Origin of the sequence: Pontibacillus marinus BH030004 = DSM 16465 (assembly GCF_000425225.1) — a bacterium.
Lineage (GTDB): Bacteria > Bacillota > Bacilli > Bacillales > BH030062 > Pontibacillus > Pontibacillus marinus.
The window spans coordinates 15244-40792 of sequence record NZ_KE384336.1 but is presented as its reverse complement, the minus strand read 5'-3'; the positions used below and the strand labels follow the sequence as shown (position 1 = coordinate 40792).

Genomic DNA, 25549 nt, shown 5'->3' with positions numbered 1-25549 from the left:
GAGGATGTGAATATACAACTTTTGATGGAGGTCAATAAAATCTAAATATTTTGAAAATTTAGATAAGAAGTGGTTCTTATTCGCTTCATATCGCGATAAAATGATAGTAATATCCTTATAAAGTTAACGAATGCCAACTAGAAAGGAGACGTTATCCTTTGGAGTACGTATAAGGGTGATTCTATTTTATGAAGGAGGGAAGAGAATGACTGAAAAGGTTGATATCACAAGTAAAGTCATTGGCAAAGTGAAAGGTGATGGATTCGAGTTGTTCTTGAATGGTGCGAAAATTGGGGAAGTTTCATTCCGCAATAACCAAAAAGAATATATCCTTCTTCAAGGTTTCCTTTCAGAAGATCAGCGTATTTTTCAACTTAAGCCGAAACAAGAACCTGTTACTCAGTATGTTGAGGGCTGTGAGATGGGTTGGTGCTAACGAATAAATCACTCAATAGATTGTTGGCCTTACTCGGCTGACAATCTATTTTTCATAAGGGAAGAAAAAAAGTGAACCCCAAAAGATGGCGCTCACTCACTAAGCTTTTCAACAAATTCAGTGATGTTATAAAAGTATTGAATGATAGGACCAAGGAAGATTGCTGTAATAACAGTTCCTATTCCAACTACATCCCAACCACCAAGGAAAAGTCCTAACAGAGCTAATGCAGCTTCGAACAATATACGTACAAATCGTTTTGACTGATTGGTTCTTTCGTTTACAATCATCATAAAGTGATCGACTGGAATATGAGGAAAAGGTGCTCGTAAATACATGCCAATTCCTAAACCAAGGAGGATTACTCCGATTGTAAATACACTCCACTGTGCCCATAAGACATCCATTCGGATATCTCCAAGTACTTGATAGAGCCATAAGTTTAATGTTCCCCCACGCAAAAGAATAGGAAATAAAGACTCGAACCGAGGTCTCTTCTTCTCAATCCAAGAATTCACAAGAACTAAAATAATAAAACCGACAATTAAAAAGTAACCTACTTTTATATTGAACCGTTCGGATAACCCTACTGCAACACTGTCCCCAGGAGCGACTCCTGCTGCGGATATGATTAATAAAGCCAATCCTAAGCTCGAGATAATAATTCCGAATAAATAGAGTAGAAATTGTAATTTCTTTCTCTTATTTCCGAAGTAATGATGCCACATTTGAGAGATTCTTTCCATGTTGAACTCCTTTTTTACAAATTCCCCTTTTAGAATCAGATATAAATGGGTATAGAAATAAGTAGTACCAATTTGAGTTAAGTCTCTATATTAGAATAAGGCAAATAGAATTGAAATGAAATCTTTTTGCCATCATGAAACATATTATATCCAATTTGACCTACATTTAGAAAGGAGGAAGGAAAATTTAAATTATTGTGGAATTGCTTAGAAGGCGGTTAATTGATTGCAGTACATATACTAGTAAACGTTGTTCTGCGATCTATGAATTTATACAACAAGACTGATTTTCTTTGAGATAAAATCTTTTATGATGAGGGGTTATACGATATGCGTCCTCGAAATTTAGAGTTAATAGAAATTGCGAAGAAGTATGTACAAGAAGAGATGTCTTATTGTACGTATGCTTGTTTAATAGGTTCAGTAGCTAGAGGAGAAGCAGATGATTTTAGTGACATTGATTTGATTTGCTTTACTGGCCGTGAGACGTATCTAGGGAAGCATGATGTTTCTTATAAAGGTGAAATCATTCAAATCGATGTGAAGTCTATATTGGAATTTCCTAGTAAAGAGCTCTTTTCCTATAACCCTTGGCACTACCGGTACTTAGTTGAATCTGTCATTATCAAAGACACAAATGGAGAGCTAAGCAAGCTACAAGGGTGGTCGAAGTCCTATTTTGCTTCCATTCAGGGGCAAAAAGACGTGATCCGAGATGTTACGACGATTGTGGAAGGTCGTAAGGATTACGCGATCAAACAAATGAACATTGGAAAAGATTTCGCCGCAACACACGCAGCGATTGGTGCATGGACCGAAGCCACGCTCCTTTATCAATTTTTATATGAGAACCGCGTATCTATCGGGTCACTGATGCCTACGCTGAGAAAGCTTGATTTCTTCCCTACGATTGTCGACTTACTTCCAATCGGACCAGTAGAAGAAGTAGATATAAAAGAAGCATCGAACACGATGACAACCTTAAGATTATATCTGAAGAATGCTGGATTTGATCATCTACCTTCTATTTCAGATTTACAAGATAAAATCTGGCACAATAAAGCTGACCGTTTAATGCTTGAAGGCGATTTTTATAATTACCTCTGGTTATCCTATAGCGAAGCCTTTCTTCTATTGCTTGAGACTTCACAAGATGAAGATTTTGAATCGTACTTTAAACAGTTACCAACAGCTTTACAGAGACAATTAGAGGATCTTGGTTTAGTATCATTACTACCAGAGGATATCCATCAAATCTTGGATATCGGTGATAAGATGATGGAGTACGCTAAAGATCAACTAAAGAGTGAGCAAGGATCATAATGGGGAGCTGCCTATCTATAAGCAGCTTCTTTTTTTTGTCTAGGGAAATTATAAAATTTGTGACTTGTGTTTAACTTTTTACGGGAGTAGGGCCACATCCAGCTCCAGCGCCCAGCAACGAAGGGACTTGGGCCCACACGACGTGGGTCAGATCGACGTTGTCACAGGACGTGACGAACTTGGGCCTACAGGATGTAGGTCAGATCGGTGTTGTCACAGGACGTGACGAACTTAACCGATCTTCCTTCCTTATCACTTTCTCCGTACGATAAGTCAACATCGATTCACCAAGGGTTCATCGTGTTTCCTTTACACGTTTGCGATATGAAATTTTAACAAAGAAGGAACTCGACGTAGTTAAAATTTCTAGGTGAAAGTACCACAGCAACTAAGCTTCTGTCTGCGCCTGTGGCTTGCCAATCAGCAAGTTTTGTTAATCGCACTACGGGCTCAGTCCAGTCCCTTCGTTGCTAAACGGGCGCTTGCGCTTTTGTTCGATTCTTAGCGATTGTTTCACACCCCATACATCAGGGTAAGGTTCAACTATGAAGACTGCACGCTAAAGGAGAACGGTCATGAAACCCCATATACAATTACTCTTATTGACTATTCTAGGAATAGCTCTTTTTTTCATTTTACTTATACCGTTAAGTTTCGTGTTTCAGGTGATCTTTGGACTTATTTATATAGGTGCAGTGTTCACCATTTCATTTTATATTATGCTTGAGCGACGCTCTTCAACGAACACGATCTTATGGATCTTTTTTATCTTTTTCGTCCCGATTATCGGGTATTTCTTTTACATTTATTCCGGGCAACTGTCCCGTCAAGGCATCCTGTTTCAAGATAAACGTAGAAAAGCTCAGGAAGTTTTCCGCACCGAGGAGCCTGTTCCAAGAATACAGGCTACTGAACGGCTGAATGAACAGCAGCTGGCTGTGAGCAAAGTAATTCAATCTCTAGCCGATACCCATGTGCGTACACGGGGTCACGTTAGCATTTTGACGAATGGGCAAGAAGCTTTTCCAGAAATCATGGAAGGCCTCAAAAAAGCGAAATCATTTATTCATATGGAATACTACTTATTTAACTCTGATGAAACGGGTTACGAGATAATGGATATTTTGATGGAGAAGGCAAGAGAGGGCGTTAAAGTACGCCTATTATATGATTCAGCAGGTAGTTTGAAGCTTAAGAAAAAAGATGTGCAAAAGATGAAGGAAGCAGGCGTAGAGGTGCATGTGTTCTTACCGATCAAAACTGCACTGATTACACAAACTTTTAACTTCCGGAATCATCGAAAAATCATTGTGATTGATAATGATATAGCTTTTGTAGGTGGTATGAATATTGGTGATGAGTACCGAGGGATTTCTGAGGAATTTCCGGATTGGCGTGATACGCATACGGTTGTTAAAGGGATGCCAATTAAAGAGCTTCATTTAATTTTTCTAATTGACTGGTGGTATATCACGAAAGAAAATATTATTGAAGAATTCAGCCGAGCTGTGATCCCTGAACCAAAGGAGCATAATACGGATGCTCAAATAGTACCAAGTGGTCCTCATAATCAGCATCAAATTATGCGAGATGTCTACAATGCTCTTATTAATAGTGCGAAAGAGCGCATCATGATTGCGACACCATACTTTGTGCCATCTCGTGAGATTCATTCGGCATTACGCATAGCAGCACAAAAAGGCTTGGAAGTGAAACTCCTGATACCTAAGCCTTCAGACAACTGGTTAACGTACTATGCTGGACATTCTTATTTTCCGGAATTACTAGAAGACGGTATTCAAATCTATCTTTATGAGAAAGATTTCATGCATCACAAAATTATGATTGTTGATGATCATACCGTTTCTGTTGGAACAGCGAACATGGATTTACGCAGTTTCTACTTGAATTTTGAAGTCAATGTCATCATGTATGGCGGGCAACCTGTCGAGCAAATTATTCAAAATTATCATTCAGACTTAGAAGATTCCATGAAAGTGGATCATGATCAATTTATGAAGAGACCTTTATCAGAAAAAACAAAAGAGGCCATTGCGAGGATGTTTGCTCCGCTATTATAGTGAGCACAAAGAAAGGACTGATGCACCGAGCATCAGTCCTTTCTTATTCAGTATATTACCTTTTTCTAGGAGATACAAGAAACGTCAAAACTAAGAATAAAGCAAAGCTTAGTAATAACAGAGAGCCTCCACCGATGTAAAAGAGAAAGGTGAAGCTTTCGGATACTTCAAAAGGACGAACCATGTATAACCACATGCCTGCAGTTAATCCAGTTGACCCGATGATGCCTGTCCAAGCGTGTGTATAAGCGAGTTTCTTAAATTGCGTTTCAAACAATAGATAGAAAGCTGACCAAGCAAATAATGTTAACCATCCTACCACGAGAATATGAGCGTGGATAGGTCGAAGTGCATACGCTTCTCCTTGCGAGCCTGCCATGTGGGCACCTAGAAAAGCACCGATCATCGCAAATAAGCCAGCGAAGCGGAGTAGCAATAGGCTTAAAGATTTCATTGAGCATTCCTCCGTATTTTAGTAGATCAGTATCTCTAACTTTATCATATTTTTGCGAAAGCAAGATAGAACAGAGGTGTGAACATTACGTGACGGATTTTCTCAATAACAGAGCTTGAAAGCTATGCTTACCTCCACCGAGCTGATCTGCTGGAATTTCATGATAGGATTCTACTTCAAAATATGCTTGAACCATTTCCAGAAGATCATCTATCAAGTAAAAAGAGAAATACCTTGGCGGCTCATGGAAGTCTTCCTCCCAAACGCCTTCATGGGTAACTCCTCCATAAACGCCCATGAAAAAGGAACCTCCAGGCTTTAAGGTTCTTTGAATTTCCTTTAATACGTAAGGAAGGTTCGCTTTGGGTACATGCAAGAGTGTGTTCAAAGCCCATATCGCATCAAAAGAATGATCCTCAAATTCAAGAGAATCAAAACTCATCACATGCGCGTTCAGCCCCTTCTCCTTACAAAGTTTGATCATTGATGGAGAGATATCAATACATGTTTCTTCAAAACCTTGTTCTTTAAAAAATAGACTATCACGACCAGGACCGCACCCAAGTTCTAAAATAGATGTAGCATTTTGATTTTGAATGTGTGCTAAAAATTGATCTCGTTCTTCAATTTTCCAAGGGCTAATACCAGAATCATCTCGTTGTTTCGATTGTTGATTATAAGCTTCTGCAAGTGAGGATTTAAGTTTATTCGATATCATAGATTTTTTTCTCCCATTCTTTTTCAAGTTGTTTCTCTTCTACAATAAACCACAGTTTCGTGAGTAACATACTTATGTAGAATAAACACCCAAAGATCGCTCCTATTAAAATTCCAAGAGGTCCCCCAAGAAAGAACCCTATTAACCCTGATAATAGCGGAAGAAGTATAAGGAAAACTTCCATCTTTTCATCTCCTAGTATAAGTGATAGTACTAGCATATAAGAAAAAGAATATTTTGACAAAAATCGTAAAAACGCGTAATCTAAATACCAATTTAGGGAATAGGGTATATTGTTTGTGTACGTAAAAAGGAGACCTCGAATTGATTCAATTAAGATATTTTACTGAAGAAGATTTTGATCTATTACAGTCTTGGATACATGATTTTACATTTTTACACCAATGGGCTGGCCATTCATTTACATATCCTTTAACAGATGAGCAGCTCTACAAATACTTAAAAGACGCAAATCAAGACGGTTCATCGAAGCTTATATATAAAGTGGTGGACCAAGGATCAAATAAGGTGATTGGTCATATTTCGATAGGTAGAATAGACCGAACGAATGATAATGCTCGTATCGGACGCGTATTAATAGGGGATTCAAATTACTTAGGAAAGGGAATTGGTACAGAAATCGTTCGACAATGTGCGCGAATCATTTTTGAGGATTTAGAATTGAATCGCGCAAGTCTTGGAGTATTTGATTTCAATAAAGCAGCTATTCGTTCTTATGAAAAGGCTGGGTTTGTTCAGGAAGGCAAGCTGAGACAAGCTCGCAAATTTGGTGACGAATATTGGTCCTTAATTGAAATGAGTATGTTGAAAGAAGAATGGAACGCGTACAAAGATTAGAAAGGAGCATGCAAGATGATTATTTCATACTTACCTTTAGATATCGATTCTCCACATATGAATGAGGTGGTAGACATCTATCATAGTGTTTACGAAGGAAGCGATCCTGAAGAAATTCGAGGACGTTTTCTACAGCATTCTACTTATCCAGGTTATACAGGTTGGGTTGCAGTTTGTGACGATCGAATCGTAGGCTTTGCATATGGTTTTAGTTCGACATCAGGCCAGTTTTACCGTAGTAAATTAGAATCTGTTCTCGAGGATAAAGAAATTCACTCTTGGCTAAAGGATTGTTTTGAATTTGTTGAGATGGCTGTGTTACCTGAATTCCGTCGACAGGGAATTGCTTCTACACTTGAGAAACGTCTATTAGATAAAGCGCCTCATCAAACCTCAGTACTTACCACGGGATCAGCGAATGAAGATGCTAGATTTTTGTATGAAAAGCTAGGGTGGGAAAGTGTAAAAGAGGCTCAATTGGTACCTGCAGAAGACTCCATGCTTATTATGGGGAAAAGGCTCAACGTCCGAGTTGATTAAGGTTTTGTAAAGGAAGTAGGTTTTCATTGTCTATTTGTTAAAATTCTTATAAACTAAAAGGGATTTTGCAAATAGGAGGAACGTTGCTTTGAAAACCTATTTAGAAATATTACTGGTTTCTTTACGTCTGGGTCTGACATCATTTGGTGGGCCTGTAGCTCATTTGGGTTACTTTCAAGATGAGTATGTAAAAAGAAGGAAGTGGCTCGATGATAAAAGCTTCGCTGATCTCATCGCCTTATGCCAATTCCTTCCTGGACCTGCTAGTAGTCAGGTCGGAATTTCAATAGGAATGGTTCGTGGAGGTATCATAGGCGGGATTTGTTCATGGATTGGCTTTACGCTTCCATCGGTCATTGCTCTTGTCATTTTCGCACTTGTGATCAACGGGACGAGCATTGAAGAGGCAAGCTGGGTTAGTGGATTAAAGCTTGTTGCTGTAGCAGTTGTAGCTCATGCGATTATGAACATGGGAAAGAAACTTACACCTGACAGACCGCGCATAACAATTGCCATGATTACAGCATTTATTTTGCTATTTTATCAAACGGCTTTATCTCAAATTGCTCTTATTGTTTTAGCTGGTATCGTGGGCATTTGGTTGTTTCAAAATAAGGATCTTCCACAGGGAAATGATGTAGGTCTTACTTATAAAAAAAAGACAGGAATTATTTCTCTAAGCTTGTTCTTTATTCTATTAATTGGGATTCCTTTTGTTGCATCATGGTCTTCTTCAATCTATGTAACCATCTTTGATACATTTTATCGTGTAGGTTCGATTGTATTTGGTGGAGGACATGTTGTGCTTCCGTTACTAGAGGCAGAAGTTGTACCAAATGGTTTTATCTCAAAAGAGATGTTCCTAGCTGGTTATGGGGCTACACAAGCTGTTCCAGGTCCGATGTTCACATTTGCTAGCTTTATCGGAACGGTGATGTCAGGAGTATCAGGAGCGGTAGTTGCTACGATTGCGATGTTTTTACCGTCATTCTTCTTACTTGTTGGTGTACTTCCGTTTTGGGATGATTTACGAAAAGTTAAGCGCGTACGTGCAGCGTTACTTGGCGTCAATGCTGCAGTTGTAGGACTGTTGGTAGCAGCTTTATATGATCCAATTTGGACAAGCGCCATTACCTCAAGTAAAGATGTTGCGGTGAGCTTAGCAGCATTCACACTGTTGTACTTTTGGAAAGTTCCAGCATGGCTGGTTGTAATCCTAACGGTGTTAGGGAATGTGGTAATTTCATTAATGATATAAGGATTAAGAGGACTGAATCGAATAGGATTTAGTCCTTTTTTTGGTTCTCGTGGGAAGGAACAGTATTCCTTGGGTAAGCGACGGATTCGCTCGTAAGCGACAGATGCGCTCGGGTAAGCGATGGATGCGCTCGGGTAAGCGATGGATGCGCTCGGGTAAGCGACAGATGCGCTCGGGTAAGCGATGGATGCGCTCGGGTAAGCGATGGATGCGCTCGGGTAGGCGATGGATGCGCTCGGGTAAGCGATGGATGCGCTCGGGTAAGCGACAGATGCGCTCGGGTAAGCGATGGATGCGCTCGGGTAGGCGATGGATGCGCTCGGGTAAGCGACAGATGCGCTCGGGTAAGCGACAGATGCGCTCGGGTAAGCGATGGATGCGCTCGGGTAAGCGACAGATGCGCTCGGGTAAGCGACAGATGCGCTCGGGTAGGCGACGGAATCCCTCGGGTAGGTGATGGAATCCCTCGAGTAGGCGATGGAATCCCTCGGGTAGGTGATGGAATCCCTCGAGTAGGCGACGGAATCCCTCGGCTAGACGCCGAATTCCCTCGGCCCTGCACTACCTCCTCGCACTTTATCTCGAATCCAAGTCTTCAAGATAAGGGGGCTTTAATGGAATAAGAGTTTAAAAGGCAAAGTAGATCAAACATAAAAAACACCAGCCACAACCGGGCTGGTGTTTGTCATCATCTTATTCATGATCGTTCATGTTAGCCATTTGCTTTATCGTGAACGGCTAATTTGCTAACGAGTTGAGAGCTTGCATCATTGAGGCCGATTACTTCAACCTCTTTGCCTTGCTCTCTGAATTTCATCACGACTTTATCAATAGCACCGACTGCAGAATCGTCCCATACATGGGATTTGCTGAAGTCAATTACGACTGATTCTGTGTCTTCTTTGAAATCAAAGAAGTCAGCCATGTCAGATACTGAAGCGAAGAATAATTCGCCGCGAACATTATATAATCGTGCGTTTCGCTGTACATCCATTGCTTTTTCTACATGAATGTTTGAGATCTTTGCTACGAAGAAGATTGCGCTTAGTAGTACACCAGCGAATACACCTTTTGAAAGGTCGTGTGTCACGACAACAGTTACAACCGTTACGATCATAACAGCAGCATCTGTTTTTGGCATTACGTGTAGCTTCGTAAGAGAAGACCAGTCAAATGTTCCAACTGAAACCATAATCATAACTCCGACTAGAGCAGCCATTGGGATCTGAATTAAAATATCCTGTAAGGCAACAATGAGTACCATTAAGAATACACCAGCTACAAGCGTGGAAAGACGACCGCGTCCACCAGATTTTACATTAATAACGGATTGACCAATCATCGCACAGCCAGCCATTCCGCCAAAAAATCCAGCAATAACGTTTGCAATACCTTGACCACGTGCCTCTTTGTTCTTATCACTAGGTGTATCTGTCATATCATCTACAATTTGAGCCGTTAATAGAGACTCAAGTAAACCTACCATTGCTAGAGCCATGGAATAAGGGAAGATAATTTTTAAAGTTTCAAAGTTTAATGGGATTTCAGGGATCAAGAACACGGGTAGTTCTGATGTTAAGTTCCCCATGTCACCAACTGTTTTCACACCAACACCTGTTGTAATGGCAATAATCGTCATTACGATAATCGCAACGAGTGGAGATGGAACAGCTTTTGTGACGCGTGGAAGAATATAAATGATTGCAAGTGAACCTGCTACCATTGCATACATAGCAAGACCTTCACCTTCAAAGTGAGGGAGCTGAGCCATGAAAATTAAAATTCCCAGAGCGTTTACGAAACCGATCATCACAGAGCGAGGGATAAACTTCATAATTTTACCGACTTTCAAGACACCGAAAATAATTTGAAGAATCCCTGTCAATATTGTGGCAGCGAGCAAGTACTCTAATCCATAGTCCTTCACGAGTGTTACCATGAGTAAGGCCATTGCACCTGTTGCGGCGGAGATCATCCCTGGACGTCCACCTACAAAGGAAATAACAACGGCGATACAAAAGGAAGCATATAATCCGACCATAGGATCAACGCCCGCAATAATGGAGAAAGCAATTGCCTCTGGAATAAGAGCTAATGCAACAAGAATTCCAGAGAGGACATCTGTTCTCACATTACCAAACCATTGTTGTTTAATTGTTTCTAGGTTCAAAAGAACACCTCTTTCTATAATTTGTAAACTGACCTCTGACCGAATCAAAGGTCTTAACCGAACACAACGAGAGAGAGTATATCACAAATTTTAAAAATCAAATAATCGCATGTAAGCGCATAAAGTGGTCAAATGCTTTGAATTTCTTGAATATGCTCGTACATAGATGCTGATTCCATAAAAGTGACATTTGTTTGTCTGAATATTTCAGGTGAGTGATTTTACGAATACACGTGGTAAAATGTAGATATGTACATAAAGGAGGAAGGATCATGTTTCAGAAGATTTTATTAGCTGCCGATGGATCTGAACATGCTTTTCGCGCAACACAAAAAGCAGCTCACTTAGCAAGTATTGAAGGGGGAGCTCGAATTACTCTTTTATATGTAATAGACCCATCTTCCTCCAAGCACGATATTATTGCAGAAGGAAGTAGCCGAGGTAGACTAAATGATATACGACATCAACGCGTAAAACAAATAGAAGACTTATTTGACCGAAAAGAAGTAAGCTATCAATATCAAACATTAAAAGGCGAACCTGGGCCAAGCATCGTTGAGTATGCAAATAATGAAGACTACGATGTGATTATTATTGGAAGTCGTGGTCTGAATGGATTGCAGGAATTTGTGTTAGGTAGTGTTTCTCACAAAGTTATGAAACGTGCTCATTGCCCAGTTATGGTTGTGAAGTGATATAGGGACTATCTGGAAAACAGAATTAAACTCGAGAAAATTCAACATAAAAAATGCTTTCGACCAGAGCGTTTCCTAAGTCGAAAGCATTTAAGCATTCTTACGATATCTCATCTAAAAACAGCACCATCATATCTTCATCAAGATAATGTTCTTTTCCTAACTTAATTGCTTTCTTTTCTAGTCCGTATGCTTCAAATCCCATGGCTTCATACAAAAGCTTAGCAGGTTTATTAGTGGAAACAACACTCAGTTGAATCTGCTCAATGGAAGATGATTTTGCTTGATCGATACAAGCTTGGATCAACGCTCTGCCTACACCTTTTCCACGTGCAGCAGGCGAGACATACATAGCGAAAATCTCACCCTTATGTCCAAACTTCTTGTGTTTACCTGGAATAAATGTCACAACGCCTAATAATTGCTGGCTGTCATAAGCTCCATATGTAAAGGCACTGTCATCACTAAGTCGTTCAGCTGCTGTTTCAATAGGCTTTTGTCGTTGCATCGCCTCATCGTACGTTGTGATAAACGCCTCAGGATTTTTTTGTAGGGCTTCTAACCGTAAATTCCAGTAATGCTCTGCATCAATCGCTCCTAGACGTTTGACCTCCATCTTAAGTCCTCCTCATAAAATGTATTAGTGGTACTTTATCTTAAAGTATTTTATTTGTCCATGCTTCCATCTTTTAAGTATGAGTCTATGTTTTCCTCATCAAAATGTTCTGGCATATGCTTTTTCGCTATTTCTACAGTATCGTTTTGAAGGGCAAGTAGATATTCAATCCAAAGGTCACTAGAGATGCCACTCTCTTTTAACGTACTGTGAGATTTTTTCTGTAGTTTGACTTGGGCTGTTTGATACCAAGCATCTGAAAATTTCTTTAAGGTTTTATACTTTTCGATTTCGGTCTGATCTAGTGAAATAGGTTGATTTAAGTCATCTGAAAGCCGCATGAAGTAATAGCCACAATCGGCTGCTAGATTGGCCGTTTTGTTGGAAAAAGCCTCTTTATCTATTTTCTCTAAAAAGTGATCCGCCACTGTCTCGTATTTTTGAGCGTATTGAACAATCCTCATGTATCCCCGACTAAGATTTTCAGCTTGTTCAACAGTCAATTTCTCAGTTGAGATAACTTCTTCTAATATAGACTGGGTTTGTTGACTCCCATAAACCACTTTGCTTAATTCATTACTCATATCATGAGATAAATACTCTTCATATTGTTTGTTCTCAGTCCAACTTTGATATCCCCAGAAAAATAAAAAAACAATAAGAACGAACAAAATGATGTCTTTGTAATTCACCTTCTTTAAAACGCTTCTCATGTTCGAACACTCTCCCTTAACCTAAGTAATGGAATCGTTTTTGAGTGGTTTTCATAGCTATTTTGTGTGCAATGTACAATGCGATCCCAGTCCCCAAAAGAAGTGTTAAAGTCGTCAACCATAATCCAGATATAAAGGGTAGATTCCAAGTGGCTAAAATTAAAAAGCCAAAGGAGAATGCTTGAATAAGCAATGTAAGTAACGGAGCAAACCGGGATTTAAACACTTGTTGCTCATCGCTCCAGTTCAGTCTTGGGTTATTAAGGTCCACATAGATTCCCATAAAAACTGAAAACCAACTTGCAAGTGCGGTTAAAACAACCCATAAAGCTATAACTAGAAATGGAACCTTCAATAGGAAGGTGAACAAGATAAACAAGACTGCAATAGATACCCAATCAATAATCCAGGCTGCTAAAGCTTTGGAATAGATGATAGTTTTAGGATCGATCGGTAAGTATTTATTCGTAAACCAATTATAGCCCTCTCTTGAAATAGAAGATGTAGCTGTTGGGTTTGAGCCCATCACGAACAGACTTATACCAAACATAGCAAGCAAAATATATTTTTCATTAAACTGATCTACCATCTCCGTAATGGATCCTAGATTGTTTTCAAAAAACATAATAATTAGGATGAAAAACGGAGCGAACAAGTTTTGTACAATACAATTAATGAAAAACGATGGTGTTCGGTAAATGGTCCGTAGTTCTTTCAAGGTATAACTCCAATAAACCGGTCGAACGTATAATTTGTTAGAAAGGCTTGTGAAAGTTTTACCTTTGTTTCCGCTACTGATTCCTTGAACACCTTGGAAATATAATCGCTGTCCAATCCACATAAAGAGGGCGATGAATAGTCCTGTTACAACGAACAAGAGGATGAAAAATAAAGCGTTTTGCCACCAGTATGTGGACTCAATTGCTTTGGTTGCAATATAGACATTTGGAAGAAACTTGGATGTTCCCCAAAGAAGATCATCCTGCTTTTGGATCCATTGGGCAAAATCGCTCGACATATTTTCTGGATTTTGGTTCAAACGAATAACTACGTTAATCCCAATAACCATGGCAAAAGAAAAGATCCCAGCAAACACTTTTGTACGATCCTTGTTCTTAGCGATATTGGCAAAACGCATTAAAAACATCACCAGAATCGATGCAAGTATAAAAGGGATGATTGGAAATAATACGAATGTAAAAAGGCTAAATATGATATAAACACTTCCAGCACCGTCTGTCAGCCCATACATAAGAAGTGTCGGAACCATGATGACTGCTGTTGCGCCATAAACCGTAATCAGAGGAGCCAATGTCTTGCCAATCAAAATTTGATACGCCTTAACGGGAAGAGTGAGATAGGACTCAAGGTCATTCGCAAAATAAAAGGATGTTACGATCGTCGGAATGCTCGTTAAAATAATGGTCAATCCTGTAATAAGAAGAGCGAAAGCGATAATTAAGTGTTGAAGGTTTGCTTCCGCTAATATAGGATGAATCCCGCTAACGATCCCATTCACAAACCAGAACCAGAACAAGGTTACAGGGATCATGGCGATAATAAAGAACAAGATTCCTGTCTTTTGTTTGTCGTCCTTATCCGCCCATGAGAAGTACTGTTTCATCATGATTTTAAATAAGGTGAAGGTATTACTCATGGTTGGTCAGCTCCAGGAAGATTTGTTCAAGGCTACCGTCTGTTTGGAATTGTGCCTTCATGTCACTCATATCACCGTTAAACTCGAGTACCCCATTGTTGATGATCGCTACTTGATCACAAAGCTGTTCTACAACCTCTAACACATGTGTTGAGAAGAAGACAGTTTTCCCTTTTCGGGTGTGTTCACGCATCATTTCTTTCAAAGTATAAGAGGACTTTGGATCAAGTCCTGTAAGCGGCTCATCTAATATCCAAACGTCAGGCTCATGCAAAAGAACTCCGGTAACGATGATTTTTTGACGCATACCATGGGAGTATGTTTGGATTGGATCATTTAACACTTCATAGATCCCGAAGGTTTTTGTAAGGCTTTCGATCTTTTCTTCCCTAACCTCTTTAGGAACTTCATATATATCTCCAATGAAATTTAAGTATTCGATCCCTTTTAATCGTAAAAACATATCTGGGTGATCAGGCACATACCCAAATGCTTTTTTAGCCTCAATTGGATTTTGTGTAACATCATAACCGTTGATCGTTATCGTGCCTTCATCAATGGGCAGAATACCTGTAATCATTTTAATTGTGGTCGACTTACCGGCACCATTAGGCCCCAGAAATCCAAAGATTTTGCCGTCAGGGATGGTTAAATTTAATGTGTCGACAGCCTTTTTGCTGCCTGAATAGCTTTTTGTTACGTTTTGAATTTCTATCATATGTACACACCTTTTTGAGTCTGTCTTGAGTTTATACGGTTGAAAGCCCTGGAACGTTTCAGTCTAAATAGCTTTAGCCATAACTATATGTGGACCAATTGGATGAATGTCGAAAACATTTCCAACTTCATAGAAACCTAATTTTTTATAGTAATCACTTACTGTCGTTCGAGCATTGCACCAAAGTGCATCTGCCTGTTTTTCTCGTAAAATACTTTCTGCTTTATGAATGAGGTAGGTTCCCGCTTTTTGTAGGCGAAATTCTGGGTGTGTAGCCATGCCCCGAAGGCGATAGTGATGTTCTCCTTTAATATCTGTATGTTTTTCTTTGTAAAAGGAAGCAATACTAATCAATTCTCCAGACATATAAGCCCCTAAGTGGAGTGCATCTTGCTCGTGGTCTGCCGGATATTTACAGGCTTCGATCGTTTGGTTGGGTCGTAAAATTTGATGTCTTAATGGATATGTATCTTCTGGTGGAATGCGTTTGATCTCCAATAGGATCCCCCATTTCTTAAGATGACGTGTGATATGATACCATCATAGCAGATAAACCATTTTGTTACAGTACATAAAGGAGAGAACATACCGTTGCATATCGAGGATAAGATTTATGGTTCTTTTAATATAAATGAAGAAGTTTTACAGGAGCTTCTCGCTTCAAAGCCTGTTCAGAGGTTAAAAGGAATTCACCAAGGAGGAGCTTCCTATTTAGTGAATCCTGAGTGGAATGTCACAAGGTATGAGCATTCTGTTGGTGTGATGCTTTTGGTCCGAATGTTGGGGGGATCTGTTGAAGAGCAAGCTGCAGGGCTTTTGCATGACGTGTCACACACAGCCTTTTCACATGTTATTGATTTTGTATTGGATTATGAAAATCAGGATTATCATGAAGAGATTTTTGAAGAAGTTATTTCTCAATCAGATATTCCTGAGATTCTCGAAAGGTACGATTTCTCTGTTGAAAAGGTGATGGATGAGGAGAATTGGAAGATTCTCGAGCAACCATTGCCAGATTTGTGTGCAGATCGAATAGATTATACTTTGCGAGATATGTATCAGCAGGGAATGATGAGTCACAAAGAGATTGATTCGTTTTTACAATCATTACGGTTTAATGGAGAAAAGGTTTATGTGAATGATGAGAAGGTAGCTGAGTGGTTTGTCCGTTTCTTTTATAAAGAAGTTATCGATTATTTCCTTCATCCGTTGAATGTGTATGGATATCAAGTCTTATCTCAATCGCTGAAGGAAGCACTTCAAAAAGGAGTGATTACAAGAGAAGATTTCTTGTTAACCGATGAGCAACTTCTACAAAAAGTGAAAAGCACTGAAGATTCAACTGTTCAACAATTATTAGGGAAACTCCACCCTAAAGTAGAAGTCCAGTATAACGAAGTTGATTATGATTATAGTCAGCATGGAAAACTTCGTTACATTGACCCCCTCGTTCAATTGAAGGATGATAATCTTGTGTCTGTTTCTGAGGTCAATCATTCCGTGCAAGAAGCGACCGTTAGTGCAAAGAAGCGGTCAGAGAAAGGGACTTATGTAAAAGTACTTTCCACGTAACATAAAAACATCAGGATCAGGGGCTTTGTAAGCAACCTGATCCTGATGTTTATTCAATCGTAATATATTCCATTTCTAGCGCTGTTTCTATGGCATTTTGGCCATTTTCACCTTTTGTAACATGGTAGACTTTGGCCTCAGGTCTAGATGAGATTGCTTTATGAATGTCTGTTCCTACAAAGTGAATAGCCGCACCATCATCCATTGCATATCCAGCGCTTAATTCATCTTTAGCAATGTAATGTCTGTACATTTCTCCACTTTCTTCTGGATTATCGTAGTGAGGACATGTGCTCCCGTTTAAGAATCCTAACCCTTTTACTTTGGTAACCTGACCTGGCACAGAGTCAGAAGGTCCTTCATCAAACCAACAAATAGAACCAGCACTGATCCCAGCCAGAATGGTCCCGTTTTTCCACGCTTTTTCTAGAATACGGTCTAACTCCCATTCTTTCCACAGGGCCATGAGGTTACGCGTATTTCCACCTCCGACATAGATAATATCCTGTGATAAAAGAAACGATTCTTTGTCAGCCACTTCAGGTTTTAGTAAGGATAAATGAGTAGGTTCACAATCTTCTTCTTGGAAAAACGTATAAAACCTTTCAATATACCCTTCTGAATCTCCACTAGCTGTTGGTAAAAAGCAAATCTTTGGTCGTAATTGTTCAGATTGATTGATGATGTAGCGATCTAGCCGTGGGTTATCTGGTTCCATGGAAAAGCCGCCACCACCCATTGCGATAATGTTCATTTTTGTAGCCTCCCTTTGAAGTGAATTCTTAATCAGTGAGATGTTATAATATTATGAAAATGATAAAGGATGTCGTCATGGAAATTCAAGGATTTAATCATATTACGATTAATGTTAAAGATTTAGAAGTATCCTTAAACTTTTATGTAAACGTTTTAAATATGACTTTAGTGCATCAGGGACGATCGGATGCTTACTTAGAGTGGGGAGGCGCATGGGTATGTTTAATTGAAAAGCCCATATATTCCGGGGCATCACAGGGATATATGGGCGTGGACCATGTTGCCTTTTCTATTTTAAAGAAAGATTTTCAGGATGCTGTTGAGCATTTGCAACACGAGGATGTACCAATTGTGCGGGGACCCGTTCAAAGAGGTCAGGGGTGGTCGGTTAATTTTTTAGATCCTGACGGAACTCAGCTAGAGTTACACACATCCAATCTTAAGGAACGTATGAAAGTGTGGAATTAGGAGGAGAGTCTAGTATGGCGAAAGCGCTAGTCGTTATTGATATGCAAAAGTTTATGTTCAGAGAAGAAGCGCCTGCTTTTCAGTCTGATAGGCTAATAGAACGTGTTCAATCCTTGTTGAAGCAAGCTAGGGAAACGGGGACTCCCATTATTTATATTCAACATAACGCAGGTGAGGGTACACCCTTAGAGTATGGCACGACAAACTGGGAAATAGATGATCGAATTGGACCCATGGATAAAGATATTGTCATTCACAAAACAACTCCAGATAGTTTTTATCAAACAGCTCTACAAGGAACTCTTGATCAAATGGGAGTGAACCATCTTATGATCACAGGAATTCAAACGGAAGCGTGTGTGGATACCACAACTCGAAGTGCCTTTGGTAAAGGGTATGAAGTAACTGTTGTTACAGACGCGCACAGCACGTTTGATACAGAGGATTTACGGGCCGAACAAATTATTGCGCATCACAATAAAGTGTTAAGGTGGTTCGCTCATACCAAGGAAACAAAAGATATTTCTTTTGAGGTGATTCGATGAGACTTGTATCAATTTGTCCCAGTAATACGGAATTAGTTGCTTATCTTGGATTAACAGATCAACTTGTTGGTGTTGATCATTTTTCGGATTGGCCTGAAGCGGTCCAAGACTTACCTAAGCTAGGCCCGGATTTGTCGATTCGAATGGATAAAGTAGAGGATTTGGAACCTGATCTCGTGCTTGCTTCTTTAAGTGTTCCTGGGATGGAGAAAAACATTGAAGAATTAGAGAAGAGGGGCTTACCTTATATTGTGCTGAACCCTAACTCGTTAGAGGAGATTGCTCAGGATTTACGAAAGGTAGGAGAGCATACGGGAACACAGGAGAGAGCTGAGCGCGTTGTAAAGAAGTATGAGCAAACGATTCAACAGTACAAGGATCTGGCTGAAACGATTGAGCATAAGCCATCTCTTTATTGGGAATGGTGGCCAGAACCCGTGTTCACACCTGGAGGTACAAACTGGCTCACTGAGATTAGTCAATTAGCAGGGGGCCGAAACGTTTTTGGAGATGAGGAGAAGGCAAGTGTGCAGACAGATTGGGATGAAGTTTATAAACGAAACCCTGATGTTGTCTGTATGGTTTGGGTTGGTGTAAAAGAGAGGAAAATGGATCCCGATCATGTTCGTGAGAGGGACGGTTGGGAAGCGGTAAATGCTGTGCAAGATGACCGAATTCATCTTTTGGAAGAAGCTTTTTACTGTCGTCCATCGCCTAGACTGTTGGTTGGACTTCAAAAGGTGGCGTCTATTTTGCACCCAGATGTTTTTCCAGAAGGTCCTTTTGAAGACCCATTGTTGCAAATGGAATGATTAAGTGGTCTAAAGGCCACTTAACAGAATAAAAATTCAGAAAATTAAGTTTATTGTGCAGGATTATTTCGTTCGGTATGTAAATATAATCATAAGAGATATTTCATACACATTTTTGAAAGCGTTTACTTTATGTGCAACAGGGGGGATTTGATTGGCAGCATCGTACATTCAGGAAGAACATGAAATCTTCCGAGAAGCGGTTCGAAAGTTTTTAGATCAAGAGGCAAGACCAAATTATCGTGAGTGGGAGAAAGAGGGCATGATTCCTCGTGAGTTTTGGAGGAAGCTAGGGCAACAAGGTTTTTTATGCCCAGGGGTGGCTGAATCTTATGGTGGTTATAATGCTGACTTTGCCTACTCCGTAATTTTGAATGAAGAGTTCGAACGGATTGGTTCCAGTCTTGTTGGGATTGGACTTCATAATGATATTGTAACGCCCTATATCGATTCTTATGGTACGGAAGAACAAAAGAAAAAATGGTTGCCCAACTGTGCGACAGGAGATATGATTTCAGCCATTGCTATGACGGAACCTGGAGCTGGATCTGATCTAGCTGGAATTAAAACAACGGCTGTTCAAGATGGGGACAGTTACATTTTGAACGGGGAGAAAACATTTATAACAAACGGGATATTGGCTGATTTAGTCGTTGTTGTTTGTAAAACTGATCCAAAGGCGAATCCACCACACAAGGGGATGAGCTTACTTGTAGTAGAGCGTGACACACCTGGATTTAAACGAGGTCGGAAACTCGAAAAGGTTGGTTTGCATGCGCAAGACACAGCTGAATTAATTTTTGAAGATGTGAGAGTTCCAGCAGAGAATCTATTAGGTGAAGAGGGAAAAGGATTCTATTATTTAATGGATAAACTCCAACAAGAGCGTTTAGTGGTGTCGATTGCAGCTCAAACAGCAGCTGAAACGATGTTAAAGGAGACCGTTTCTTATGTGAAACAACGAGAAGCCTTCGGTAAACCTATAAGTAAGCTTCAAACAGTACAATTCCGTATTGCTGAAATGGCTACAGAGGTGGAGGTAGGTCGGTCGTTTCTCGATGACTTAATCGAACAACATATGGAAGGAAAAGAAGTCACAACCAAAGTATCTATGTCAAAGTGGTGGCATACGGAGATGGCAAGACGTGTCATAACAGAATGCATGCAGCTTCATGGTGGTTACGGCTATATGGAAGAATATGAGATTGCAAGAAGGTATCGAGACATTCCAGTAGCTTCGATATATGCCGGTACGAATGACATTATGAAGTCGATCATCGCAAAGAATATGGGGTTATAAAATGGAACACATGTTAAAAGGGATGCGTATTCTTGATTTCTCTCACTATATACCAGGACCCTTTGCCAGCATGCGTTTAGGAGATTTAGGTGCTGAGGTTATAAAAGTCGAACCGTTAACTGGGGACTTAAGTCGCAGCGCTACTCCCCATTCCAACGAGCGAGACAGTGTATTTCATGCGTATAATCGCAATAAAAAAAGCCTAGCAGTGAATTTGAAGTCAAAGGAAGGCTTAGAGATCGTATATGACCTTATTCAACATGCTGATATTGTTATAGAAAGCTTTCGTCCAGGCGTGATGAAACGACTTGGACTTGATTATGACACGGTTTCAAAATGGAACCCAGAGTTAATTTATTGTTCTTTATCTGGCTATGGGCAAGAGGGAGTGATCTCTCAATTTGGTAGTCATGATATTAACTATATGGCGTTAAGTGGGATGTTAAGTCAACTGAAAGACCGAACAGGACGACCAATTCATCCTTCGATTACCCTCGCTGATTTAGTAGGAGGATTAGCTGCTACTGAATCAATATTGGCTGCTTATATATCACGTGAGAAAACCGGAGAGGGGGCCTATATTGATTCTGCTATATTAGATTCCATGCTCTCCTTAACCCAGCTTCATATGCTAAACCTTCAATACGCTGATGAACATCAGGGACTCTCATCATTAAATGGAGAACTTGTCTCCTATAGCATCTATGAAACTGCAGATAATCGGTACGTTAGCTTTGCCGCTTTAGAACCGAAGTTTTGGAAAACATTCTGTGAAAAAGTAGGGAGAGAGGACTGGGTCTCCTATCAATTTATCAAGAAAGATAGTGAAGATCCTTTTGTACAAGACATCATTCAATTGTTTAAAAGCAAAACATTTCAACAGTGGGAAGAATTTTCATCCCAAGTTGATTGTTGCTTGACACCTATATATGAAATGGAGGAAGTGCTTACAAAACCCTATGTAAAGGAGAGGATGATCCAAGAGGAAGATTCGGCTGGAATTGTGCATGTAGCATCAAGGTACCATGCTCAAAAAAATCATAGAGAGGTGTGGTTTCCTGGATTAGGTGAGCAGACTGAGGGGATTTTATCCGATTTGTTGTGTTACCCAGAGGAAAAGATTGAAACCATGAAAGAACGCATGATCATTCTATAACGTGGAGGGTGAAACGATATGATGAATGTACCATTAACATTACCTGCAATGTTGGAACGTGCCGAGAAATTTTTTCCGAAAAAAGAAGTGATTACACGCACATCTACAGGGACTCATCGAATCAATTATAAGGATTTAACAGAACGAACCCGAAAGCTTTCACATGCATTAGAAAAATTAGGTGTAAGAGAAGGGGAGCGCGTTGGGACGTTTGCTTGGAACCACTACCGTCACCTTGAAGCGTATTTTGCAATTCCGGGGATGGGAGGCGTATTGCACACAATTAATATTCGTTTAGCTGCTCAGCATATCTCTTATATTGTGAACCATGCAGAGGATAAAGTTCTCTTAATTGATGCGGACTTACTGCCATTGGTAGAAGCGGTTCAAGATGAACTGAAGACGGTTGAAGCTTTTATTGTCATGACAGATGATGAGGAGCTTCCTGAGACAAAACTTTCTCCTGTCTATCATTATGAGAAACTATTAAAAGAAGCTGATGGAACGTATGAATTTAAAAAAGATATTGATGAAAACGCGGCTGCTGGTATGTGCTATACATCTGCCACTACTGGGAATCCGAAGGGCGTGGTGTATTCACACCGTGGAATTGTATTGCACTCCATGGCGTTAGGCTTAGCTGATACTGCAGCCGTTTCTGAGTCTGATGTCGCGATGCCTGTCGTTCCAATGTTTCACGCCAATGCATGGGGGCTTCCTTTTGCTGCTGTTTGGTTTGGGAGCAATCAAGTGATGCCAGGTGCTCAATTCTCACCGAAAACCATTGCAGAGCAAATTGAATCTGAACGCGTGACCATAACAGCTGGCGTGCCTACGATATGGTTGGGGTTATTACGAGAGCTAGAAACGGGTGATTATGATACTTCTAGCTTGCGCTCTGTATTATGTGGAGGATCAGCTGCTCCAAAAGGGATGATTCGTGCGTTTGAAGAGGAGTACAATGTACCGTTTTTACATGCATATGGCATGACCGAAACGGCACCACTTGCTACGATCTCTCGTCTGAAGAGTTATCAAAAAGACTTGCCTGAAGAGGAGCGCTTAGAAATCCGCTCCAAACAAGGCTCACTTGTACCTGGATTAGAGATGAAGGTAATCGGAAAAGACGGAGAGGTTGCTTGGGATGGAAAGGAAATGGGTGAACTATTATTAAGAGGCCCTTGGATTGCAGATGAGTATTATCAGGATGAACGTTCAGCTGAAGCCTTTCAAGACGGTTGGCTGTACACAGGAGATGTAGTCACTGTGGATGAAGAAGGCATCATTAAAATCGTTGACCGTACAAAAGATTTGATCAAAAGTGGGGGCGAATGGATTTCATCTGTTGATTTAGAAAATGCGTTGATGGCTCATGAAGATGTATTTGAAGCGGCTGTCATTGCAGTTCCTCATCCTGAATTGCAAGAACGCCCAGTCGCTTGCGTTGTCTTGAAGGATGGCGCGAACAGCTCACAAGGTGACTTATATGAATTCCTTAAACCTCAATTCGCGAAATGGTGGCTGCCAGATGATATTGTCTTCATGGAAAGCATTCCGAAAACGTCCGTAGGGAAATTTTTAAAGCGTGCACTTCGTGATCAGCTTGAGGACCATTTTACGATTAAGAGTGAATAAAATCATAAGCAGGAGTTAGGTGCTCCTGCTTTTACATAATGATCTTTTACACAGGAGGGAACATAAATGATTAAAACGGTGAGTGTAATCGGCGCTGGGGTCATGGGAAATGGCATTGCACAAGCGATGGCTTCTGGTGAGAAGAAGGTTTTTTTATATGACATCACCGATGAAGCCATTGATAAAGGGATGAACATGATCGAGAAAAGTCTAGCACGCTTTGTAAAAGCTGGACATCTATCAGAGGATCAGAGGAGTAAAGTGCTAGAAAACATTACAGCAACTAAAGATTTAGAAAAAGCGGTCTCAAGTACAGACCTCGTTATTGAAGCAATACCTGAAAATCTTCAGTTGAAGAAAGAGCTATTTGGGAAGTTAGAGGAACTCACACCTTCTGAGACGATTTTGTCCACGAATACATCTGAACTTAGTGTAACGGCGATTGCCTCAGCAACTAAACGACCTGAAAAAGTCATCGGGATGCATTGGTTTAACCCTGCCCCAATCATGAAATTAGTAGAGATCGTAAAAGGGGAAGATACATCGGAAGAAACGGTGAGCGTAATTGAAGCCGTATCCAAAGAAGTTGGAAAGGAAACAGTTTTAGTTAAGGATCGGCAGGGTTTTGTGACTAGCCGAGCTTTAGCTGCACATGTTTTAGAATGCATGAGAATTTATGAAGAGGGTGTGGCTTCAAAAGAGGACATTGATAAGGCGATACACCTTGGCTTGAATTATCCTATGGGACCTTTAACACTAGCGGATTATGTTGGGCTCGATACATTATTGTTTGCGAGTGAGGGCATGATTGAGGCCTATGGAGACCGATTTAGGCCACCTCAAATTTTACGAAAGCTCGTTGAAGCAGGACATTTAGGTGTGAAAACAGGAAAAGGATTTTATACTTACTAAAGGAGAGAGTCGAAATGAATAGAGAAGTCGTCATCGTAGATGCAGTACGAACACCAGTAGGAAAACGGAAAGGATATTTTCGTAATGTACATCCCGTTCATTTGGCATCAAACGTGTTGCAGGAACTTATGAGTCGTTCCGGTGTTGAAAAAGGGATGGTAGAAGATATCGTGATGGGGTGCGTGTCACCTGTGGGAGAACAAGGGTATAATATTGGTCGCCTGGCGTCACTTGATGCAGGGTTTCCGGTGGAAGTACCAGCCGTACAATTAAATCGAATGTGTGGATCTGGTCAGCAAGCCATTCATTTTGCAGCTCAAGAAATTTTAGCTGGGGATATGGATATTACGATTGGTGCAGGCGTTGAGAATATGACGAAGGTGCCAATCTTAAGTGATGGTAATCAGTCCACTATTCCAGACTCTGTTCATGAGAAGTACGATATTGTGCATCAAGGAGTATCAGCAGAACTGATCGCTGAAAAATATGGAATGACTCGAGAAGAGTTAGATGCGTATTCCTATGAGAGTCATCAACGTGCCATTCGTGCGACGGAGGAGGGGCGTTTTCAACGCGAAATCCTACCTATTGAAGGGGACGATCGTGAAGGGAATACGATTATGGTGGATCAGGATGAAGGCCCACGAAAGGATACGTCAATGGAGGCGCTTGGGCAGTTAAAGCCAGTGTTTAAGGAGAATGGTGTGATTACAGCGGGGAATGCCAGCCAAATGAGTGATGGTGCAGGTGCTGTGCTAATGATGGAGCGTTCAAAGGCAGAAGAATTGGGGCTGAAACCTCGTGCTCGAATCATCAATCGAGTAGTAGTTGGTTCTGATCCAAAAATGATGTTAGATGGTGTGATCCCAGCAACGAAAAAGGTGTTAGCTAAATCTGGGCTGACTATTGATGATATAGACTTGGTGGAGATCAACGAAGCCTTTGCTCCAGTTGTTTTGGCATGGAAGAAGGAGATGGAGACGAGTCTGGATCGTGTGAATGTGAATGGTGGAGCTATCTCGCTAGGACATCCACTTGGTGCGACAGGTGCAAAGTTAATGACGACGTTGTTGCATGAGTTAGAACGCAGAGACGGTCGCTATGGTTTGCTTACAATCTGTATCGGGCATGGGATGTCTACTGCGGCGATTATTGAGAGATTGTAGGGTAGATTAAAGTAAAGTAAGCCGTTCCTCTTATGGGAGGAGCGGCTTTTTGTTGAGCGAGAGTGGGGGGCGACCCTGGGAGAGTGGGGGACCCGAGCGAAAGCAGCATGGACCCGAGAAAAAACAGCATGGACCCGAGCAAAAGCAGAGCCAACCCGAGCGAAAACAGCACGGACCCGAGCAAAAGCAGCATGGACCCGCGCAAAAGAAGCGCTGACCCGAGCGAAAGCAGCACCGACCCGAG

27 protein-coding genes are annotated in these 25549 nt (G+C 40.6%); 16 read left to right on the top strand and 11 right to left on the bottom strand.

Annotation, left to right across the window (positions count from 1 at the left end; all coding sequences use genetic code 11):
• Positions 1 to 205 precede the first annotated feature (205 nt).
• Positions 206 to 436 carry a DUF2553 family protein gene (locus tag H514_RS0121015; protein WP_027448738.1) on the top strand — a complete coding sequence of 77 codons (231 nt, stop codon included), beginning with the start codon at positions 206 to 208 and terminating at the stop codon, positions 434 to 436.
• Positions 437 to 528: 92 nt separating this feature from the next.
• Here the strand turns inward: H514_RS0121015 and H514_RS23680 are convergent, their stop codons facing one another.
• Positions 529 to 1182 carry a YczE/YyaS/YitT family protein gene (locus tag H514_RS23680; protein ID WP_231566612.1) on the bottom strand — a complete coding sequence of 218 codons (654 nt, stop codon included), beginning with the start codon at positions 1180 to 1182 and terminating at the stop codon, positions 529 to 531.
• Positions 1183 to 1512: 330 nt separating this feature from the next.
• Between H514_RS23680 and H514_RS0121005 the strand changes: the two genes are divergently transcribed.
• Positions 1513 to 2505 (top strand): nucleotidyltransferase domain-containing protein, encoded by a 993-nt coding sequence (locus H514_RS0121005; RefSeq protein WP_027448737.1) that lies wholly within the window; start codon positions 1513 to 1515, stop codon positions 2503 to 2505.
• 575 nt (positions 2506 to 3080) lie between these two features.
• Entirely contained in the window at positions 3081 to 4586 is a 1506-nt protein-coding gene (gene cls / locus H514_RS0121000; RefSeq protein ID WP_027448736.1) for a cardiolipin synthase, read from the top strand.
• A 55-nt stretch (positions 4587 to 4641) separates the two neighbouring features.
• Here the strand turns inward: cls and H514_RS0120995 are convergent, their stop codons facing one another.
• The 3 genes from H514_RS0120995 to H514_RS0120985 form a co-directional block, all read right to left on the bottom strand.
• The gene (locus tag H514_RS0120995) at positions 4642 to 5040 is read right to left on the bottom strand and encodes a hypothetical protein (RefSeq protein WP_027448735.1); all 399 of its coding nucleotides are present in this window, start codon (positions 5038 to 5040) and stop codon (positions 4642 to 4644) included.
• A gap of 85 nt (positions 5041 to 5125) precedes the next feature.
• Complete coding sequence (locus H514_RS0120990) at positions 5126 to 5758, bottom strand: class I SAM-dependent methyltransferase (RefSeq protein WP_027448734.1); 633 nt, start codon at positions 5756 to 5758, stop codon at positions 5126 to 5128.
• Positions 5745 to 5942, bottom strand: coding sequence for a hypothetical protein (locus H514_RS0120985; protein WP_027448733.1), 198 nt, complete (start codon positions 5940 to 5942; stop codon positions 5745 to 5747). The genes H514_RS0120990 and H514_RS0120985 overlap by 14 nt, the downstream gene beginning before the upstream one ends.
• Before the next feature lie 140 nt (positions 5943 to 6082).
• On the opposite strand from H514_RS0120985, the gene H514_RS0120980 reads away from it, so the two are divergent.
• The 3 genes from H514_RS0120980 to H514_RS0120970 all read left to right on the top strand — a co-directional run bounded on the left by H514_RS0120980 (position 6083) and on the right by H514_RS0120970 (position 8414).
• On the top strand, positions 6083 to 6616 hold the full coding sequence (locus H514_RS0120980; RefSeq protein ID WP_027448732.1) for a GNAT family N-acetyltransferase: 534 nt from the start codon (positions 6083 to 6085) through the stop codon (positions 6614 to 6616).
• A 15-nt stretch (positions 6617 to 6631) separates the two neighbouring features.
• Positions 6632 to 7156 (top strand): GNAT family N-acetyltransferase, encoded by a 525-nt coding sequence (locus H514_RS0120975; protein WP_051255269.1) that lies wholly within the window; start codon positions 6632 to 6634, stop codon positions 7154 to 7156.
• Between the two features lie 88 nt (positions 7157 to 7244).
• Positions 7245 to 8414, top strand: coding sequence for a chromate transporter (locus H514_RS0120970; RefSeq protein WP_027448730.1), 1170 nt, complete (start codon positions 7245 to 7247; stop codon positions 8412 to 8414).
• A 712-nt stretch (positions 8415 to 9126) separates the two neighbouring features.
• On the opposite strand, the gene H514_RS0120965 is transcribed toward H514_RS0120970, so the two are convergent.
• A complete protein-coding gene (locus H514_RS0120965; RefSeq protein WP_027448729.1) occupies positions 9127 to 10584 on the bottom strand; it encodes a SulP family inorganic anion transporter in 1458 nt (485 codons plus the stop codon).
• A 272-nt stretch (positions 10585 to 10856) separates the two neighbouring features.
• On the opposite strand from H514_RS0120965, the gene H514_RS0120960 reads away from it, so the two are divergent.
• Positions 10857 to 11279 (top strand): universal stress protein, encoded by a 423-nt coding sequence (locus H514_RS0120960; RefSeq protein ID WP_027448728.1) that lies wholly within the window; start codon positions 10857 to 10859, stop codon positions 11277 to 11279.
• Positions 11280 to 11379: 100 nt separating this feature from the next.
• On the opposite strand, the gene H514_RS0120955 is transcribed toward H514_RS0120960, so the two are convergent.
• The 5 genes from H514_RS0120955 to H514_RS0120935 form a co-directional block, all read right to left on the bottom strand.
• On the bottom strand, positions 11380 to 11895 hold the full coding sequence (locus H514_RS0120955) for a GNAT family N-acetyltransferase (RefSeq protein ID WP_027448727.1): 516 nt from the start codon (positions 11893 to 11895) through the stop codon (positions 11380 to 11382).
• Positions 11896 to 11945: 50 nt separating this feature from the next.
• On the bottom strand, positions 11946 to 12608 hold the full coding sequence (locus H514_RS0120950; RefSeq protein ID WP_027448726.1) for a hypothetical protein: 663 nt from the start codon (positions 12606 to 12608) through the stop codon (positions 11946 to 11948).
• A 16-nt stretch (positions 12609 to 12624) separates the two neighbouring features.
• A complete protein-coding gene (locus tag H514_RS0120945) occupies positions 12625 to 14265 on the bottom strand; it encodes a putative ABC transporter permease subunit (RefSeq protein ID WP_027448725.1) in 1641 nt (546 codons plus the stop codon).
• Positions 14258 to 14983, bottom strand: coding sequence for an ABC transporter ATP-binding protein (locus H514_RS0120940; RefSeq protein WP_027448724.1), 726 nt, complete (start codon positions 14981 to 14983; stop codon positions 14258 to 14260). Before H514_RS0120940 ends, H514_RS0120945 begins: the two co-directional genes overlap by 8 nt.
• A gap of 63 nt (positions 14984 to 15046) precedes the next feature.
• On the bottom strand, positions 15047 to 15487 hold the full coding sequence (locus tag H514_RS0120935) for a GNAT family N-acetyltransferase (protein ID WP_036842800.1): 441 nt from the start codon (positions 15485 to 15487) through the stop codon (positions 15047 to 15049).
• A gap of 87 nt (positions 15488 to 15574) precedes the next feature.
• Here H514_RS0120935 and H514_RS0120930 point away from each other — a divergent pair, with 87 nt between their 5' ends.
• Entirely contained in the window at positions 15575 to 16555 is a 981-nt protein-coding gene (locus H514_RS0120930; protein WP_027448722.1) for an HD domain-containing protein, read from the top strand.
• Positions 16556 to 16604: 49 nt separating this feature from the next.
• On the opposite strand, the gene H514_RS0120925 is transcribed toward H514_RS0120930, so the two are convergent.
• A complete protein-coding gene (locus H514_RS0120925; RefSeq protein ID WP_027448721.1) occupies positions 16605 to 17309 on the bottom strand; it encodes a Type 1 glutamine amidotransferase-like domain-containing protein in 705 nt (234 codons plus the stop codon).
• A gap of 77 nt (positions 17310 to 17386) precedes the next feature.
• Between H514_RS0120925 and H514_RS0120920 the strand changes: the two genes are divergently transcribed.
• The 8 genes from H514_RS0120920 (at position 17387) to H514_RS0120885 (ending at position 25305) form a co-directional block, all read left to right on the top strand.
• Positions 17387 to 17779, top strand: coding sequence for a VOC family protein (locus H514_RS0120920; RefSeq protein ID WP_027448720.1), 393 nt, complete (start codon positions 17387 to 17389; stop codon positions 17777 to 17779).
• A 14-nt stretch (positions 17780 to 17793) separates the two neighbouring features.
• Positions 17794 to 18324, top strand: coding sequence for a cysteine hydrolase family protein (locus H514_RS0120915; RefSeq protein WP_027448719.1), 531 nt, complete (start codon positions 17794 to 17796; stop codon positions 18322 to 18324).
• On the top strand, positions 18321 to 19136 hold the full coding sequence (locus H514_RS0120910; protein ID WP_027448718.1) for a cobalamin-binding protein: 816 nt from the start codon (positions 18321 to 18323) through the stop codon (positions 19134 to 19136). The genes H514_RS0120915 and H514_RS0120910 overlap by 4 nt, the downstream gene beginning before the upstream one ends.
• 154 nt (positions 19137 to 19290) lie before the next feature.
• A complete protein-coding gene (locus H514_RS0120905) occupies positions 19291 to 20436 on the top strand; it encodes an acyl-CoA dehydrogenase family protein (RefSeq protein ID WP_027448717.1) in 1146 nt (381 codons plus the stop codon).
• Between the two features lies 1 nt (position 20437).
• Complete coding sequence (locus tag H514_RS0120900; protein WP_051255268.1) at positions 20438 to 21592, top strand: CaiB/BaiF CoA transferase family protein; 1155 nt, start codon at positions 20438 to 20440, stop codon at positions 21590 to 21592.
• A gap of 18 nt (positions 21593 to 21610) precedes the next feature.
• Positions 21611 to 23227: a long-chain fatty acid--CoA ligase gene (locus H514_RS0120895; protein WP_027448715.1), complete on the top strand. Its 1617-nt coding sequence runs from the start codon at positions 21611 to 21613 to the stop codon at positions 23225 to 23227.
• 66 nt (positions 23228 to 23293) lie between these two features.
• The gene (locus H514_RS0120890; RefSeq protein ID WP_027448714.1) at positions 23294 to 24139 is read left to right on the top strand and encodes a 3-hydroxyacyl-CoA dehydrogenase family protein; all 846 of its coding nucleotides are present in this window, start codon (positions 23294 to 23296) and stop codon (positions 24137 to 24139) included.
• Between the two features lie 14 nt (positions 24140 to 24153).
• On the top strand, positions 24154 to 25305 hold the full coding sequence (locus H514_RS0120885; RefSeq protein WP_027448713.1) for a thiolase family protein: 1152 nt from the start codon (positions 24154 to 24156) through the stop codon (positions 25303 to 25305).
• The last annotated feature ends 244 nt before the right edge of the window (positions 25306 to 25549 follow it).